Origin of the sequence: Thalassobaculum sp., from assembly GCF_040219615.1 — a bacterium.
In the GTDB taxonomy this organism is placed as follows: Bacteria; Pseudomonadota; Alphaproteobacteria; order Thalassobaculales; family Thalassobaculaceae; genus Thalassobaculum_A.
The window spans coordinates 336659-353323 of record NZ_JAVJSE010000038.1 but is presented as its reverse complement, the minus strand read 5'-3'; the positions used below and the strand labels follow the sequence as shown (position 1 = coordinate 353323).

Sequence of the window (16665 nt, the reverse complement as noted above, 5' to 3'; positions counted from 1 at the left end):
GTCCTCCCTCAGCCGTCCTCGTGGAAGAAGTCGTAGAGCCGCTTCGCAACAGTGCTGCTGATCCCGTCCACGGCCTCCAGGTCGGCCAGGCCGGCGCGCGCGACCCCGCGGGCCGAGCCGAAATGGTGCAGCAGCGCCTTCTTGCGACGCGCGCCGATGCCGGAAATCTCGTCGAGCGGGTTGCTGCCCAGCGCCTTGGTGCGGCGGGCCCGGTGGGTCTCGATCGCGAACCGGTGGGCCTCGTCGCGCAGCCGTTGCAGGAAGTACAGGACCGGGTCGCGGCGCTCCAGCACGAACGGCTCGCGGCCGGGGATGAAGAACCGCTCGCGCCCGGCGTCGCGGTCGGGGCCCTTGGCGATCGACACCACGGGAATGTCGGCGATGCCGAGTTCGGCGAACACCTCGACCGCGACGGTCAGGTGGTTGGCGCCGCCGTCGATCAGCACCAGGTCCGGCCATGTGCCGGCGGTCCGCTCCGGGTCCTCCTTCAGGGCGCGCGCGAACCGGCGGGTCAGGACCTGCCGCATCATCGCGTAGTCGTCGCCGGCCTCCAGTTCGTCGACCCGCTCGTCGCGCTCGCCGTCGGCGACGTTGCGGATGTTGAACTTGCGGTAGGCGCTCTTCACGAAGCCCTCGGGCCCGGCGACGATCATGCCGCCGACCGAGTTGGTGCCGCGGGTGTGCGAGTTGTCGTAGACCTCGACCCGCTCCAGGGTGGTGTCCAGCCCGAACGCCTGCGCCACGCCGTCCAGCAGCCGGCGCTGCGATGCGCTCTCCGCCATCCGGCGCCCGAGCGCCTCGCGCGCGTTCAGGGTGGCGTGCTCGACCAGCTTGCGCTTGGAGCCGCGTTGCGGGACCAGCAGCTCGACCTTGCGGTCGGCCCGGGTCGACAGCGCCTCGGCGATCAGCGCGGCCTCGGGCACCGCATGCGACAGCAGGATCAGCCGGGGCGGCGGCTTGTCGTCGTAGAACTGGCCGATGAACGCGGCCAGCACGTCGGCATCCTCGGTGTCCTTGTCGTGGCTCGGGAAATAGGCACGGTTGCCGAAGTTGCTGCCGGCCCGGAAGAAGAACACCTGGATGCAGGAATGCCCGCCCTCGGCATGCATCGCGATCACGTCGGCTTCCTCGATGCCCTCGACGTTGATGTCCTGGTGCGCCTGGATGGCGGTCAGCGCCCGGATGCGGTTGCGGTAGATCGCCGCGGTCTCGAACTCCAGGGCGTCGGACGCCTCCTGCATGTGGGTCGCGAGTTCCTGCTGCACGTCGTGACTGCGGCCGGTCAGGAAGCGCCGCGCCTCGTCCACCAGTTCGGCGTATTCGGCCTCGGAGACGAACCCCACGCAGGGCGCGCTGCAGCGCTTGATCTGGTACTGCAGGCAGGGTCTGGTCCGCGCCGAGAACATCGAGTCGCTGCAGTTGCGCAGCAGGAAGGCGCGCTGTAGCGCGGCGATCGTGCGGTTGACCGCGCCGGCCGAGGCGAACGGACCGAAATAGTCGCCCTTGCGGGTGCGGGCGCCGCGGTGCTTGGTGATCTGCGGGTAGGCGCCGTCGCCGGTCATCAGGATGTGCGGGAACGACTTGTCGTCGCGCAGCAGCACGTTGTAGCGCGGCTTGAGGCGCTTGATGAGGTTGCTTTCGAGCAGCAGGGCCTCGACCTCGGTGTGGGTCGTGACCACCTCCATCCGGGCGGTCTCGCTCACCATCCGGAAGATCCGGTGCGGCAGCTTGGCGGCGTGGGTGTAGTTGACCACCCGCTTCTTCAGGCTGCGCGCCTTGCCGACGTAGAGCACGTCGCCGTCGTCGTCGAGCATGCGGTACACGCCCGGGCCGGCCGGCATGGTCCGCAGGTGTTCGCGGATCGCCGCGACACCGCGCTCGATGTCGGGTACGGTCCGCCGGCGTCGTCGTGCACGCTCGGTTCCGGTCGGCGGGTCGGCGAAGGCGCTGTCGCTCATGGTTCCGTGATGGGCATCCGCCGCCCTGGCGTCAAGCGCCGTCTGGCGCGGCCTGTCGGTTGCAAGGGTAATCCACGGGAATCGTGGAAAACCGTGTGGATAACCCTTGGAGGCAATCGCAGAGGCCTAGGACTCCATGGGGATTCATGACATTGCCTAATTTTTGAGCATTTTCTGTAACGTGTTGATATTCAAGAAAATGCTTTGTGTTCAATGTTAAGATACTTTTACAAAACGATAATTCCTTGACAGAGGCGTTGCGGTATCGCGATCCCGGGTGGGGTGTGAACAACTCGGCCTCCGCGCGGGCGCGCCGCGGCCTTCCCGGTCCGTTCAAGCCTCCGGAATCCTGGCAGAATTCCAGGGTCCAGGTCGCCTGCAGGATGTGGCACCGGTGGCGCCTCAGTCGCGCGGCGTGCTGTCCGACGGCGGCGCCCACCACAGATGCTGGCCGCCATCCACGGCGATCATCTGTCCGGTGATCGAGCGGGCTCCGGCCAGGTAGGCGACCGCCTCGGCGATCTCCGACGGGTCCACCGCGCGCTGCAGCGGTACCGATTCCGCCTGCGCATCGAAGGTGTCGGACTGCTGGCGGGTGTTCGCCATGGTCGGGCCGGGACCGACGCCGCAGACCCGGATGCGCGGCGCCAGGTCCAGCGCCAGCGTCCGGGTCAGGCCGTGCAGCGCCATCTTGGTGACCGTGTAGGACAGGAACTCCTCGGTCGGATTGAGGACCCGCTGGTCCAGGATGTTCACGATCACACCGTCGTTGCGGGCGGGCAGCCGGGCCGCGAACTGCTGCATCAGCACCACCGGAGCCCGCAGGTTGGTCGCCATGTGGCGGTCCCAGCCGGCCCGGGTCACGGTCGCCAGCCGGTCGGGTTCGAACACCGAGGCGTTGTTCACCAGCAGCCCGATCGGACCGAGCGCCGCCGCCGCCCGGCCGACCAGCCCGTCGACCTGTTGCTCGACGGCGAGATCGGCGTCCAGCGCCGCCGCTTCGACCCCGTGCTCGCGGATCGCCGCCACGGTCGCCTCGGCATCGTCGCGCGAGCGGCCGTAGTGTACGGCGATGTTCCAGCCGGCCTCGGCGAGCCGCAGGGCGATCGCCCGGCCGACGCGCTTGCCGGCGCCGGTGATCAGGGCGGAACGGGGGATCGGGCAGGGCGCGCGCTGCGTCATGGCTCTAGCCTGTCGAACGCGCGCGCGACGTCAAGCGTGCGCGCGGGCCGGCATGCCGGCGCATGTCAGTTGGCGGCAATCTCGAAGGCCGAGGCCCAGGCGCCCGCCGGCAGGAACTGCTCGGTGATGAACAGGGCATAGCCCAGGAAGAACAGGATCGCCCAGGGCCGGTTGAACGCCGGCAGGCGAATCGCCAGGGCGACGAACGCGACCGTGATCGCCGCCATGATCCACAGGTCGGCGGACAGCACCTCGGCCGGAATCTCGAGCGGGTGCACCAGCGATACGACGCCCAGGATGCCGAGCGTGTTGAAGATGTTGGAGCCGATGATATTGCCCAGCGCGACGTCCGAATGCCGCCGCATCGCGGCCACCACGGTGGTCGCCAGCTCCGGCAGCGAGGTGCCGACGGCTACCACGGTGACGCCGATGACGGTCTCGGAGATGCCGGCCACCTGGGCCACGGCGATCGCGCCGTCGACCAGCAGCCGGGCCCCGGCCAGCACGGCGATCAGCCCGCCGATCGTGTACAGGACGCTGCGCCACATGCTGGTCGGCAGCTGGTCGAACTCGGCCACCTCCTTGGCGTGCAGGCTCTCGGCCCCGGCCCGGCGTTCCTCGCGGTAGCAGTAGATCAGGTAGCCGATCAGCAGCGCCAGCATGAGCCCGGCATGCCAGCGCTCGATGATGCCGTTGAGGCCGGCGGCCACGAACAGCACGGTGGCGAGTATCAGGACCAGGCCGTCGCGCTTCAGGGGCGCGCCCCGGCAGACGAACGGCGTGACCACGCCGACCGTCCCGATCATCAGCAGGATGTTCGCGATGTTCGAGCCGACGACGTTGCCGATGGCGATGCCTGGCGACCCGTGCAGGGCGGCCTTCAGGCTGACGAACAGCTCCGGCGCAGAGGTCCCGAACGCGATCACCGTGAGCCCGATGACATGCGGGCTGATGCGGGCCCGCCGCGCCATGGCGACGGCGCCGCGGATCATCACTTCCGCCCCGAGGAGCAGGAGTACCAGGCCGGCGAATATCCAGGCTGCTGAGATCATCGCTGCGGCCGGTCCCCGGCACCCCGAGCGCTCCAGAACTTCGTCACATGGCGTCGGTTCTCGAGGATCATCACGGGCCGCTGTCGGAGGGGCGGCCCCAGCCGGCGCCGCATGGCTCAAGTTGTGGTGATTCTTTGCCATATTTCAATGCGCCAGTCCTGGATATTTGTCTGATGTCTGGCCGCCGGGCGGTACGCGGGCTACCGTCCCGGAGTCGCGCGGTGACCGGAGGAAGGTCTTGGAAACCCTGTTGAGCGCGTTCGGGGGCATGCCGGCCGACGGTCATGGCGGCACCATCGGCGACGCGCTGGTGTTCCTGGCCGCCGCCGTCCTGGTGGCACCCCTGCTGCGCCGCCTCAAGTTCAGTCTGGTGCTCGGCTATCTGGCCGCCGGCGCGGTGATCGGCCCGCATGCGCTGGGCATGGTCGACGACGTCGAGGAGACCCGCGAACTCGCCGATATCGGCGTCGTGTTCCTGCTGTTCTCGATCGGCCTGGAGCTGTCGTTCGAGCGCCTCAAGGTGATGCGCAGGCTGGTGTTCGGGCTGGGGGCCGCCCAGGTCGTGGTCACCGGCCTGCTGGTCGCCGGCGCCGTGATCGCCCTCGGCTACGGCCCGGCGACCAGCGCGGTGGTCGGCGCCGCGCTGGCGTTGTCGTCGACCGCCTTCGTGCTGCAGCTGATGAACGAAAGTGGCGAGATGGCCACCCGGCACGGCCGGGCGGCCTTCGCGATCCTGCTGTTCCAGGACCTGGCGGTGGTGCCGATCCTGGTGGTGGTGCCGCTGATCGCCGGCGGCGGCGACGGCGAGTCGATCGCGCTGGCGCTCGCGGTGGCGCTGCTGAAGGCGCTCGCCGCGCTCGCGGTGATCGTGATCGCCGGCCGCCAGCTGCTGCGGCCGCTGTACCACGTGATCGCCGCGGCGAAGGCGCCGGAGGTGTTCACGGCGATGACCCTGCTGGTGGTTCTCGGGATCGGCTGGGCGACCCAGCTGGTCGGGCTGTCGATGGCGCTGGGGGCGTTCCTGGCCGGCCTGCTGCTGTCGGAGAGCGAGTTCCGCCACCAGGTCGAGGCGGACATCGAGCCGTTCCGCGGGATCCTGCTCGGCCTGTTCTTCATGACCGTCGGGATGACCGTCGACCTCGGCCTGGCGTTCCGCGAGTCGCTCACGGTGCTGGCCTTCCTGGCCGGGTTCGTCGCGCTCAAGCTGGTCGTGGTGGTCGCGCTGACCCTGGCATTCCGGATGCCGTTCGCAGCGGCACTGCGGACCGGCGCGCTGCTGGCCCAGGGCGGCGAGTTCGCCTTCGTCATCCTCGGTCTCGCCGACTCGCACACGCTCATCACCGACGGGCTGAGCGACCTGCTTTTCCTGGTGATCGCCATCAGCATGGCGACCACCCCGCTGCTGGTCGCGGTGGCGGGGCGGATCGGCAACCTGCTCGAGCATCGCCAGAACCAGACCCTGGGGGCCGGCGACCACGGCGCCGACGGGTTCGAGGACCACATCATCATCGCCGGCTTCGGCCGGGTCGGGCGGACCGTGGCCCGGCTGCTCGACGCCAAGCTGGTGCCCTATGTGGCGCTCGACACCGACGCCCACCGGGTGCGCGAGGCCCGTCGGGCCGGCCAGCCGGCATTCTACGGCGACGCCAGCCGGCACGAGGTGCTGCGCCGCCTGGGCGGCGAGCGGGCCCGGGCGGTGGTTGTCACCCTGACCACTGCCGGGCCGGCGGTCGACCGCACGGTCTCGCATCTGCGCGCCAACTTCCCGGCGCTGCCCATCTACGCCCGGGCCCGCGACCCGATTCACGCCCGCCGGCTGGAGGAACTTGGGGTCGAGGGCACGGTGCTGGAGACCCTGGAGGCCAGCCTGCAGCTCGGCGGCGAGGTGCTGCGACGGGCCGGCACCGACTGGCGGGACATCGAGGAACTGATCCGCCAGCTGCGCTTCGTCGACGGCATCACCGACCCGATCGGCGTGCGGCCTGCCGGAGAATCCGAGGCGGCCGGCGAGCCGACCGACAAGCTCCTGGCGGCGGCCATGATCGGCGAGGAGGCGGAACGCCTGGAGCTGGCCGAACGGGCCGAGGAGGCGGAGCGGGCGGGAGCGGAAGAGGGGGCAGAGGCGGAGGCGGAGGCGGAAGTCTCGGCGGCCGTCGGGGAGAAGGCCGGGGCGATACGGGATGCTCGACCGGTCCCCGCCGAGCCGGCGCCGCCCGCCGACACGGCCCGGGAAGAACCCGCGGCCGGGTCGAAGGATCCGGGTGAGGCCGCGCCCGGCGGCGACCGGCCGGAGCCGGACGCCGGCGATCCCGGCGAAGGCGATACGTCGCGGACGGCTTCGTCCGGCTCGGGCTGAAGGGCCGCCTGGCGTCTGCCCCGCCGGCCTGGCCCGCCTACCGCCCCCGGCGCGGCGGCCGCCGGCCGCTGCCGCGACCCTTCTCGGGCGGGCGGCCGCTGGGCGGCTGGATCGGCACCTTCAGCCTGACGACAGCGCCCTTCGGCAGCGGCTTGCCCTCCAGGGTCATGCCGAGCTCGGCCGCCTCCAGGCGCTTCAGCTCGTCGCGGATGCGGGCCGCCTCCTCGAACTCCAGGTCGGCGGCGGCCGCCTTCATGCGGACCTCCAGCTCCTCGATGATCTGGCGGATCGGCTTGTCGACCAGATCGCCTTCCTCGGAGCCGGTGTCGACGGTGACGTGGTCGCCGCGCTCGTAGACGCTGGAGAGGATGTCGCCGATGTTCTTCTTCACGCTCTCCGGCGTGATGCCGTGTTTCGCGTTGTACTCCATCTGCCGCTCGCGCCGGCGCTGGGTCTCGCCGAGCGCGTAGTCCAGGCTGGCGGTCATCTGGTCGGCGTACAGCAGCACCCGGCCGTCGATGTTGCGGGCCGCCCGGCCGATGGTCTGCACCAGCGAGGTCTTGGAGCGCAGGTAGCCCTCCTTGTCGGCGTCCAGGATGCAGACCAGCGCGCATTCCGGGATGTCCAGGCCCTCGCGCAGCAGGTTGATGCCGATCAGCACGTCGAAGATCCCGAGCCTGAGATCCCGGATGATCTCGATGCGCTCCAGGGTCTCCACGTCGGAGTGGATGTAGCGGACCTTGATGCCGGCCTCGTTCATGTACTCGGTCAGCGCCTCGGCCATCTTCTTGGTCAGCACCGTGATCAGCACCCGGTGGCCGCGCGCCGCCGCGTCCTGGCACTCGGCGATCACGTCGTCGACCTGGTTCTTGGTCGGCCGGATCTCGCAGACCGGGTCGATCAGCCCGGTCGGCCGCACCACCTGCTCGACGAATACGCCGCCGGTGCGCTCCATCTCCCAAGGTCCCGGGGTCGCCGACACGAACACGGTCTGCGGCCGCATGTCCTCCCACTCCTCGAACTTGAGCGGTCGGTTGTCCATGCAGGACGGCAGCCGGAAGCCGTATTCCGACAGCGTGTACTTGCGGGCGTAGTCGCCCTTGTACATGCCGCCGATCTGCGGAACCGTCACGTGGCTCTCGTCGACGATCAGCATGGCGTTCCGCGGCAGGTACTCGAACAGGGTCGGCGGCGGCTCGCCCGGCGCGCGGCCGGAGAGGTAGCGCGAGTAGTTCTCGATGCCGGCGCAGGAGCCGGTGGCCTCGATCATCTCCATGTCGAAGGTGGTGCGCTGCTCCAGGCGCTGCGCCTCCAGCAGCTTGCCGGCCCGGTGCATCTCGTCGAGGCGCTGCTTGAGCTCCTCCTTGATCGACCGGGCGGCCTGCTGCAGCGTCGGCTTCGGGGTGACGTAGTGCGAGTTCGCGAACACCCGGACCTGCTCCAGGCTGGCGGTCTTCTCGCCGGTCAGCGGGTCGAACTCGTGGATCGCCTCGAGTTCGTCGCCGAACAGCGACAGCCGCCAGGCGCGGTCTTCCAGGTGGGCCGGGAAGATCTCCAGGCTGTCGCCGCGCACCCGGAAGGTGCCGCGGTGGAAGCTGGCGTCGTTGCGCTTGTACTGCAGCTCGACCAGCCGGCGCATCACCTGGTTGCGGTCGACCGTCGCGCCGACCTTGAGGGTGACGATCATGTTGCCGTAGGTCTCGACCGCGCCGATGCCGTAGATGCAGGACACCGAGGCGACGATGATGACGTCGTCGCGCTCCAGCAGCGCGCGGGTCGCCGAGTGCCGCATCCGGTCGATCTGCTCGTTCACCGACGCCTCCTTCTCGACGAAAGTGTCGGTGCGCGGGACGTAGGCTTCCGGCTGGTAGTAGTCGTAGTAGGAGACGAAATACTCCACCGCGTTGTGCGGGAAGAAGCTCTTCATCTCGCCGTAGAGCTGGGCCGCCAGGGTCTTGTTGGGGGCCAGGATCAGGGTCGGCCGTTTGATCTCCTGGATCACGTGGGCAATGGTGAAGGTCTTGCCGGAGCCGGTGACCCCGAGCAGAACCTGGTCGAGCTCGTTCGCCCGCACGCCGGCGATCAGCGCCTCGATGGCCTGCGGCTGGTCGCCGGCCGGCGCGAACTCGGACACCACCTGGAACGGCACGCCGGCATCCTGGCGCGCCACGTCGGACTTGAGGTCCGGGGCGACCGCGCCATGCAGCGGCCCCGGCCGTTCACGCTCGGCGATCTGACTGCTCATGGACGGGAACATAGGGCGAACGGAGCGGCGGTGGAAGCCCCGAGCGGGCGACGCCGGAAATTCGCCCGCGGTCCGGCTACTCGTAGTGCCGCAGCACCAGGTCGAGCAGGGCGCGCTGCTGGTCGGTGTCGGCCAGGCCGGCGTGAAACCGCAGGTGCAGCCGGTCGCCTTCGCCGGCGACCACCTCGGCCTCGATCCAGCCGACCGGCGGGACCGCCACCTTCAGCCGGGTCCCGGTGGGCAGCCGTTCGTCGGTGACAAGCCCGACGCCGCCGACCGAGATGTCGACGATCGCCGCATCGACCTCGCGCCCGCCGACCAGCAGGGCGGTCCCGATGGTCTCGGGCACCCGCATGTGGACGCGGCGGGAACCGGGGCGCGGGGTGTCGAGGATCAGGCGGACCAGGCCGATCTCGTGGGCGGCGGCTTCCAGCGCGTCCACGGCGGCCGGGTCGGCCGCACGGTCGAGGAGGCCGCGCAGGTTCTCCTGCACCCGGGCGAGCCGGTCCGACAGCGACTGCTCGGCGACGTCCTCGGTCATGCTGCCCTCCACCCAGTGACGCGCCTTCTTCTCAGATCTTCGCGAACTTGGCGAGCGCTTCGCGGAAGGACAGCCCCTTGGCGATCTCGTCCTCGGCCTGCCGGTCGTCGGCGGCGAACTTCGACGCCAGCTGCAGGATCGTCTCGGCCTTCTCGATCGGCAGCACGCAGATGCCGGAGCCGTCGGCGACGATCAGGTCGCCCGGCCGGATCAGCACGCCCTCGATGGTGACGGGCTCGCCGATCGCCTCGACCTTGATGCGGGTCTTGCCGGGGGTCGGCACGACGTGGCGGGCGAACAGCGGGAATCGGAACTGCTGCTGCTCCTCCCAGTCGCGCACGCCGCCCTCGACGATCAGGCCGGCCACGCCCTTGACCTGGGCCGCCCGGCTGGCCATCCCGCCCCAGGTCGAGACCGGGTTGCCGCCGTTGTCGACCACGATGACCGAGCCGGGGGCGGCCGCCTCGATCATGTGGCCGACCTTGAAGTCCTCGACCGGGAAGGTGCCGTAGGCCGCGGTCTGCTCGCGCACGGTGACCGCCGGGCCGATCGCCTTGGTGCCCGGCACCACGGCCCGCAGGCCGACGATGACGCCGTGGACGCCCAGGTCGTCGAGGGCGTTGGCGATGGTGCTGGTGGCGATGTCGGCAAAGCCGCGGCGCAGGCTGTTCAGGTCCAAGGGTCGTCTCCTCCAGGGTCTGCCGGAGCATAGCTCGCGGCAGGGGGGCTGCGTCCAGCACGGCGCGCCGGGCGCGATCCCGGTTTTCCGGGACCGCGAGGCGGTCTATAGCTCGCCCGGCAATGACAGGACCGATGCAGGACCCCCCATGAACCTTCCCGACGGGTATATCGACGTGCCGCCCGGCAAGCAGGCCGCGGTGGTGACCTCGCTGCAGATGACGGCACGGCCCGAGGCCCGGCCCGAGCGACCGGCGGACGGCTGGACGCTGCGCCGGGTCGAGCGGCCCGACCTGGACTGGTACCGCGACCTGTATCGCCGGGTCGGCCAGGACTGGCTGTGGTTCTCGCGGATGTCGATGCCCGACGACGCGCTCGCCGCGATCCTGCACGCCCCGGCGGTAGAGGTGTACGCGCTCGAGGTCGACGGAATGCCGGAGGGACTGCTGGAGCTCGATTTCCGCGAGCCGGGGGAATGCGAACTGGCGTTCTTCGGGCTGACGGCGGCGGCGCAGGGGACTGGGGCGGGGCGCTGGCTGATGAACCGGGCGCTCGAACGGGCATGGGCGCATCCGATCACGCGGCTGTGGGTGCATACCTGCACCTTCGACCATCCGGCGGCGCTGTCGTTCTACCGGCGCTCCGGCTTCGTGCCGTTCCGCCAGCAGATCGAGATCGCCGACGACCCGCGCCTGACCGGGGCCCTGCCCAGGGACGCGGCACCCCAGGTGCCGATCATCGAGCGGCCCTGAGGCACCGCCACCCGGGCCCGGTCAGCCGGTCCGGATCCGCCGGACGAACTCGCCGACCTCGCGCTCCAGGGTGCCGGTGGAGGCCGCCAGTTCGCCGCACATGTGCAGCACCTCGGCGGCACCCTCGCCGGTGCGCTCGGATGCCGCCGACACGTCGGCGATCCCCGACGAGACCAGGCTGGCGCCGGACGCGGCTTCCTGGGTGTTGCGGGCGATCTCCTGGGTGGTGGCGCCCTGTTGCTCGACTGCCGAGGCGACCGCGGAGTTCATCTGCTCCAGCGACTGAACCACTTCGGCGATCGACTTGATGGTGTCGACGGCATCGCGGCTGGCCGCCTGGATCTCCTCGATCTGGGCGCGGATGTTCTCGGTCGCCTTGGCGGTCTGGCCGGCCAGCGACTTCACTTCCGAGGCCACGACCGCGAAGCCCCGGCCGGCTTCGCCCGCACGGGCCGCCTCGATGGTGGCGTTGAGCGCCAGCAGGTTGGTCTGCTCGGCGATGTCGGTGATCAGGGTCAGAACCTCGCCGATCTGCTGGGCCGTCGCCGCCAGCGCCTGCACCCGGCCGTCGCCGCGCCTGGCTTCCTCGGTCGCCTGCCGCGACATCGCCGCGGCGCGCCCGACCTGCTGACCGATCTCGGTGACGGTCGCGGCCAGTTGCTCGGCCGCCGCCGACACCGCCTGCACGTTCGTGCTGGACCGTTCCGACGAGCCGGCCACCACGGTCGCCTGCGACCGGGCCTCGTCGGTCGCCTGGCTCATGGCCTCGGCCCGGGCCCGCACGTCGGAGACGTAGCCGGCCAGGCCCTGGACGATGGCGCCGACCGTCGCCTCGAAGCTGCCGGCCAGCTCGTCCATCAGCCGGCGTTTCTCATCCTCGGCCCGGCGGCCGGCCTCGGCCTGCCGGGACTCCATCTCGCGCATGCGCAGCGCATTGTCCTTGAAGACCTGCACCGCCTGGGCGATGTCGGCGATCTCGTCGCGGCGCCGCAGACCGGGAACCTCGACCTCGAGGTCGTTGTCGGCCAGCCGGCGCATCGACCCGGTCATCTCCCGGATCGGCCCGGTGAGCCCGCGCCCGAGCACGATGGCGACGATCAGCGCCAGCACGACGGCACCGCCGGTGGCCCCGAGGATAACCGTCCGCGCGAACTCGCCCTCGGCGCTGCGCGCCGCGGCGACCTGCTCGACCGCGGCGTGCACGGCCGCCAGCACCTCGGCGGTGGCCAGCCTGATCGTCTCGACGGCGGTGGCCCGGCCGGTCAGGGTCTCCAGCGCCGCGTCGAGGCCGGCGCGGTATTCCTCCAGCAGCCCGCCGAGCTTGGCCAGGGACTCGTGGGTCGACGGCTCGGTGGCCGAGGCGCCGAGCCTGGTGAGGTCGGCCCGCACCTCCTCGATCCCATGGCGGGCGTCGGCGACCGCCGCGGCACTGCCGCCGGTCTCGAACACCGCGTTGACCGACTGGCGCAGCTGCCGGATGTCGGCCGTGGTCCGGGTGGCCGAGGCGATGGTCCCGGAGGCGCTGGTCAGCTGCGAGGACACGTCGGCCAGGCTGGCCTGTGCGGTCCGCCGGTGGTCCGTCTGGGCGCGGGCGGTGATGGCGGAGGTCATGCTGATCCGGCGCGACGCCTTGTCGAGCGTCTTGCCGACATCCGCATCGGCGCCGCCGCCTTCGCTCCAGCTGTCGAAGGCCTTCCGGTAGTCGTCGACGATCTGGCCGAGCTGGACCAGGATCGGCGCCTCGGCGCCGGTGCTGATCAGCTCGCGCAGCCCAGCCGCCGCCTTGGTCATGGTGGCCAGCGCCTTGCGGACGTTCGCGCCGGCGTCGGCCTCGCCGGCGCGCAGCTTGTAGGTGGCGAACTGCGCCTCCAGGGTGGCCCGGCCGAGTTCGTCGGCCAGGCTGGCAGCACCGACGCGGCGCAGCTGCTCCGCGGTCGCCTCGTCGCGCCTCGCGGTCAGGTCGGCGAAGTGCTTGTCCTCGTGGCGCTCGATCGCCTCGGCCACCGCCGCCATCGCGGTCACCCGATCGGACAGGTCGCTCAGGCTCGCCGCGGAAGTCTCGGTCAGGCCGACCAGCCGGTCGAATGCCGCTTCCACCCGTTCGACCCCGGCGACCACCTGCCCGAGCTCTTCGTTCGCGGCCGTCTCGCGCGCGGCTGCCAGCTTGCCGCGGGCGGCTGCGATCCGGTCCGGGGCCCGGCTGCTCTGATAGGCGTCGATGTCGTTGCCCGCGGACCGGGCGGCGTCGGCGATCGCCGCCATCCGGTCGGCGTCGTCGACGGATGCGGAATAGCGCTGAAGCTCGACCCAGCCGGCGGTGCCGAGCACCCCGGTGACGACGACCACCGCGGCGAAGCCGATACCGATCCTGGTGGCGATCCGCATATCCGAAATCCTCCGGTCTCCATCACCCAATGCGGGAATTGGAGAAGCCGGCGGTTAACGATCGGTTAATTTCCGGTCGCCCGAGGTCAATTTGTTTTGCGGTGCAACATTATCTCAAAACTGCAGAAAATCCGGCGATATGATCACCTGTTCCGCGGTCATCCGCTGCGGATGCGGTCGAGGAAGTCGTGCACCTCGCGGCTCAGGGTGTCGGCGGCGCCGGAAAGCTCACCGCACATGTTGAGCACGGCGGTGGCGCTCTCGCCGGTGCGCTCGGAGGCGCTCGACACGTCGATGATCGCGTTCGACACCAGGCTGCTGCCGGCGGCGGCTTCCTGGGTGTTTCGGGCGATCTCGTTGGTGGTCGCGCTCTGCTCCTCCACTGCCGCCGCGACGGCGCCATTCATGGCGTCGAGTTCGCTGACCGCTTCGCCGATCGACTGGATCGCGGCGACCGCGTCGCGGCTGCTTCCCTGGATCTCCTCGATCTGGGCGCGGATGTTCTCGGTCGCCTTGGCGGTCTGGCCGGCCAGTGACTTCACCTCCGAGGCCACGACCGCGAAGCCCTTGCCGGCATCGCCCGCCCGGGCGGCCTCGATTGTCGCGTTCAGGGCCAGCAGGTTGGTCTGCTCGGCGATGTCCTGGATCAGGGTTATCACGTCGCCGATCCGGGTGGCGGTCTCGGCGAGGGCCTGCACGCGCGCGTCGCCGCGGCGGGCCTCCTCGCTGGCCCGCCGGGCCATTTCCGCGGCGCGCGCCACCTGGCTGCCGATCTCGGTCACCGAAGCCGCCAGTTCCTCGGCGGCGGCCGAGACCGCCTGGACGTTGGCGCTCGCTTCCTCGGACGAGCTGGCCACGCTGGTCGCCCGCTGCCGGGCCTGTTCCGAGGTCTCGGTCATGGCCTCGGCCCGCTCGCGCACGTCGCCCACGAACCCAGAGAGGCTCTGCACGACCCCACCGACCGAGCGCTCGAAGCTGCCGGCCAGTTCCTCCATGGTCCGCCGTTTCTCGTCGGCGGCCCGGCGGTCGGCCTCGGTCTTCTCGGCCTCCAGCCTGCGCATGCGCTCGGCGTTGTCCTTGAACACCTGCACGGCCTTGGCCATGTCGGCGATTTCGTCCCTGCGGTCGCGACCCGGCACCTCGACGTCGAGGTCGTCGGCGGCCAGCCGGTCCATCGCTTCGGTCATCGATCGGATCGGCCGGGTGATTCCCCGGACCAGGGCCAGCGCCACCAGGATCGCCAGGATCGCGCCGCCGCCCGTACTGATGGCGATGACGGTGCGGGCAAGCGTGCCGTCGGCGTCGCGGGCCGCCGCGAACGACCCGATCGAACTTTCGACCGTGGCGTTCACCTCCTGGGCGGCCGCGGTCATGACGGCGGCGGCTTCTGCCTGCTGTCCGAATGCGGCGACCATCGCCTCGAACGACGCACGGTAGGTCGCGACCTCCTGCTTCGCGGCCACCAGCGCCGACTGGGTCGCCTTCTCCGTGGCTTCGGCGGCCAGCTTGTCGATCGCGACGGCCAGCTTGTCGATCGCCGATTGCACGGCGGCGACCGCCTCTTCCTTCCTGCTGCGCGCGAACTCGTCCCGGGCCAGTGAGACGCGCTGCACGTCGACCACCATTTCGAGCGCCCCGGTCATGGCGGCGACCGCTTTTTCCGTGGCTTCGTTCGCGGCGTCGGCGACGGTCCGGGCGGCGTTGTAGCTGTCGATCTCGATAGCGGCGAGCTCGGCGGCGAGCTTGCCGATCTCGGTCGAGACGGCGTCGAGGTCGGCGGCTGCCGCGTCGGCTGCAGCGGTATTCGCCTCCGCCTTGCTCATCGTGTCGAACGCCTGCCGGTAATCATTGACCGCCGACGCCAGCTTGCCGGCCAACGCCGCACCCGAGCCGTCGCCGGCCACCTTCTTCAGCGACAGCGCGGACAGGAACATGCTCCTGATGGCGTCCTTCGTGGCGTCGGCGGCGGTTTCGTCGCCCGTGAGGCGAAATCGCGCGAGCTCCCGGCTGGCGGTGAGGGTGACGCGCATCAGCTTCTCGGCGCCCTGGGCGCCCTTCAGCTTGTTCTCCTGCTCGGCGAGCGCGTCCTGTCGCTCCTGGGCGACCCGGGCGTGGCGGGCGCGCTCGAGCTTCTGGATCATGCCGGCGAAGCGCTCCAGCCCTTCGGTGTTGGCGCGCATCTCCACGGTGAGGGTGTCGGCTTCCGCACTGAGGCGCACCAGGTCGGCGAACGCCGTTTCGAAACGCCGGATCGCCGCGGACAGCTCTTCCGCCCCGATCTCTCCTGCGGCCTGACCGGCAGCGCCCAGGTCTGTATTGGCACGCGAGACGGCTTCCTGGTCGCCGCTGACGCGGAACCGCAGGGCGTCGACGTTGGCGGCGGCGACCTTCTCGGCGATCGCGGCGACGCCGTCCGCTCCCTCCACCGACCCGGCATAGCGATCCAGGCCCATCCATCCGGCCACGCCCAGAACGATCGTCAGGGCGACCATTGCCGCAAAGCCGGCGCTGATCTTGGTGCCGATCCGCATCGTTTCCCCCAATGGAACACCGTTCGAATTTCAGGGATTTGACACAAGGCAGAGTTAACAAATTCCTATCAAAAGCCATATTTCGGTAATTCAATCACAATTAGAATGTTTGTCAGCAACCATTCCTTAAGTATTTGTCGGAAATCCTGTTGGTGCAGTTGGAGCCCGGCCCGCGAGGCGGGGTGCTCGAAGAAACACACCACAAGGAGAGCGGAATGATCCGAAGTGTACTCAGGACGGCGTCGACGACCCTGATCGTTCTCGGCGCACTGACGACGGCGGCTCTGGCCAACGACTTCGCGCCGCAGATCAGCAAGGAGGTCGCGGAGAAGATCAGGCCGTGGCTGAGCGACCCGGCCGTGGTCGACGCGGTCAAGGCGCAGAACGCCAAGACCGGCGGTCTCAGCGACGCCGACATCGACAAGCTCGACAAGCAGTGGCGGGCCGAGGCGAAGGGCGGCGGCGGGCCGCTGGTCAACGAGGTCACCGGCAACGCCCTGTCGAGCTTCCTGAAGGGCAAGAAGGAGGCCTCGGGCGGCCTGTATTCCGAGATCTTCGTGATGGACGCCAAGGGCCTGAACGTCGGCACCAGCGACGTCACCTCGGACTACATGCAGGGCGACGAAGGCAAGTGGCAGAAGACCTACCCGGTCGGCCCGGACGCCGTGTTCATCGACGATGTCGAGTTCGACGAGTCCAGCAAGGCCTTCCAGTCACAGGTCAGCGCCACGGTCGTCGATCCGGCGACCGGCAAGCCGATCGGCGCCATCACCATCGGCATCAACGTCGAGAAGCTCTGACGCGGCCGGAAGCGAGCGGGGGTGACCGTGGCGGTCGCCCCCGCGCCGGCGCGTCGTGGACTGTCCCTCCGGTGCGCCGGAACATCGGGAGAAATAGCCGCCGGCCGGGGCGCCCGCAGCCTTGCACAGGCCCTGGGGCGGGCGTAGTTTGCAGCCCGTCTGCAATCCGCCAGTCCACGGGGATC

11 protein-coding genes are annotated in these 16665 nt (G+C 70.0%); 3 read left to right on the top strand and 8 right to left on the bottom strand.

All coding sequences use genetic code 11. From position 1 onward, the window contains the following. Window positions 1-8: 8 nt before the first annotated feature. From uvrC to RIC31_RS20435, 3 genes are all read right to left on the bottom strand, one after another. Complete coding sequence (uvrC, locus tag RIC31_RS20445; RefSeq protein ID WP_350112037.1) at window positions 9-1958, bottom strand: excinuclease ABC subunit UvrC; 1950 nt, start codon at window positions 1956-1958, stop codon at window positions 9-11. Window positions 1959-2360: 402 nt separating this feature from the next. Further along, a complete protein-coding gene (locus RIC31_RS20440) occupies window positions 2361-3140 on the bottom strand; it encodes an SDR family oxidoreductase (RefSeq protein WP_350112035.1) in 780 nt (259 codons plus the stop codon). A gap of 65 nt (window positions 3141-3205) precedes the next feature. Continuing rightward, window positions 3206-4192: a calcium/sodium antiporter gene (locus tag RIC31_RS20435; protein WP_350112033.1), complete on the bottom strand. Its 987-nt coding sequence runs from the start codon at window positions 4190-4192 to the stop codon at window positions 3206-3208. Between the two features lie 250 nt (window positions 4193-4442). Between RIC31_RS20435 and RIC31_RS20430 the strand changes: the two genes are divergently transcribed. Then, a complete protein-coding gene (locus RIC31_RS20430) occupies window positions 4443-6548 on the top strand; it encodes a monovalent cation:proton antiporter-2 (CPA2) family protein (protein ID WP_350112031.1) in 2106 nt (701 codons plus the stop codon). 37 nt (window positions 6549-6585) lie between these two features. Here the strand turns inward: RIC31_RS20430 and uvrB are convergent, their stop codons facing one another. The 3 genes from uvrB to RIC31_RS20415 all read right to left on the bottom strand — a co-directional run bounded on the left by uvrB (window position 6586) and on the right by RIC31_RS20415 (window position 10013). Next, on the bottom strand, window positions 6586-8793 hold the full coding sequence (gene uvrB / locus RIC31_RS20425; protein WP_350112029.1) for an excinuclease ABC subunit UvrB: 2208 nt from the start codon (window positions 8791-8793) through the stop codon (window positions 6586-6588). Between the two features lie 76 nt (window positions 8794-8869). Further along, a complete protein-coding gene (locus tag RIC31_RS20420; RefSeq protein WP_350112027.1) occupies window positions 8870-9334 on the bottom strand; it encodes a PilZ domain-containing protein in 465 nt (154 codons plus the stop codon). Between the two features lie 31 nt (window positions 9335-9365). Next, on the bottom strand, window positions 9366-10013 hold the full coding sequence (locus RIC31_RS20415) for an RraA family protein (protein ID WP_350112025.1): 648 nt from the start codon (window positions 10011-10013) through the stop codon (window positions 9366-9368). Between the two features lie 148 nt (window positions 10014-10161). On the opposite strand from RIC31_RS20415, the gene RIC31_RS20410 reads away from it, so the two are divergent. Next, window positions 10162-10764 carry a GNAT family N-acetyltransferase gene (locus tag RIC31_RS20410; protein ID WP_350112023.1) on the top strand — a complete coding sequence of 201 codons (603 nt, stop codon included), beginning with the start codon at window positions 10162-10164 and terminating at the stop codon, window positions 10762-10764. A gap of 21 nt (window positions 10765-10785) precedes the next feature. On the opposite strand, the gene RIC31_RS20405 is transcribed toward RIC31_RS20410, so the two are convergent. Both RIC31_RS20405 and RIC31_RS20400 read right to left on the bottom strand, forming a co-directional pair. Continuing rightward, entirely contained in the window at window positions 10786-13149 is a 2364-nt protein-coding gene (locus RIC31_RS20405) for a methyl-accepting chemotaxis protein (RefSeq protein ID WP_350112021.1), read from the bottom strand. Between the two features lie 158 nt (window positions 13150-13307). Next, complete coding sequence (locus tag RIC31_RS20400; RefSeq protein ID WP_350112019.1) at window positions 13308-15680, bottom strand: methyl-accepting chemotaxis protein; 2373 nt, start codon at window positions 15678-15680, stop codon at window positions 13308-13310. Between the two features lie 215 nt (window positions 15681-15895). Here RIC31_RS20400 and RIC31_RS20395 point away from each other — a divergent pair, with 215 nt between their 5' ends. Beyond that, window positions 15896-16480 (top strand): hypothetical protein, encoded by a 585-nt coding sequence (locus RIC31_RS20395; RefSeq protein WP_350112018.1) that lies wholly within the window; start codon window positions 15896-15898, stop codon window positions 16478-16480. The last annotated feature ends 185 nt before the right edge of the window (window positions 16481-16665 follow it).

Coding starts and splice junctions, on each gene's coding strand:
- RIC31_RS20400 (WP_350112019.1), bottom strand. CDS start 15,680: ATGCGGATCGGCACCAAGATCAGCGCCGGCTTTGCGGCAATGGTCGCC.
- RIC31_RS20435 (WP_350112033.1), bottom strand. CDS start 4,192: ATGATCTCAGCAGCCTGGATATTCGCCGGCCTGGTACTCCTGCTCCTC.
- uvrB (WP_350112029.1), bottom strand. CDS start 8,793: ATGAGCAGTCAGATCGCCGAGCGTGAACGGCCGGGGCCGCTGCATGGC.
- RIC31_RS20420 (WP_350112027.1), bottom strand. CDS start 9,334: ATGACCGAGGACGTCGCCGAGCAGTCGCTGTCGGACCGGCTCGCCCGG.
- uvrC (WP_350112037.1), bottom strand. CDS start 1,958: ATGAGCGACAGCGCCTTCGCCGACCCGCCGACCGGAACCGAGCGTGCA.
- RIC31_RS20395 (WP_350112018.1), top strand. CDS start 15,896: ATGATCCGAAGTGTACTCAGGACGGCGTCGACGACCCTGATCGTTCTC.
- RIC31_RS20410 (WP_350112023.1), top strand. CDS start 10,162: ATGAACCTTCCCGACGGGTATATCGACGTGCCGCCCGGCAAGCAGGCC.
- RIC31_RS20405 (WP_350112021.1), bottom strand. CDS start 13,149: ATGCGGATCGCCACCAGGATCGGTATCGGCTTCGCCGCGGTGGTCGTC.
- RIC31_RS20440 (WP_350112035.1), bottom strand. CDS start 3,140: ATGACGCAGCGCGCGCCCTGCCCGATCCCCCGTTCCGCCCTGATCACC.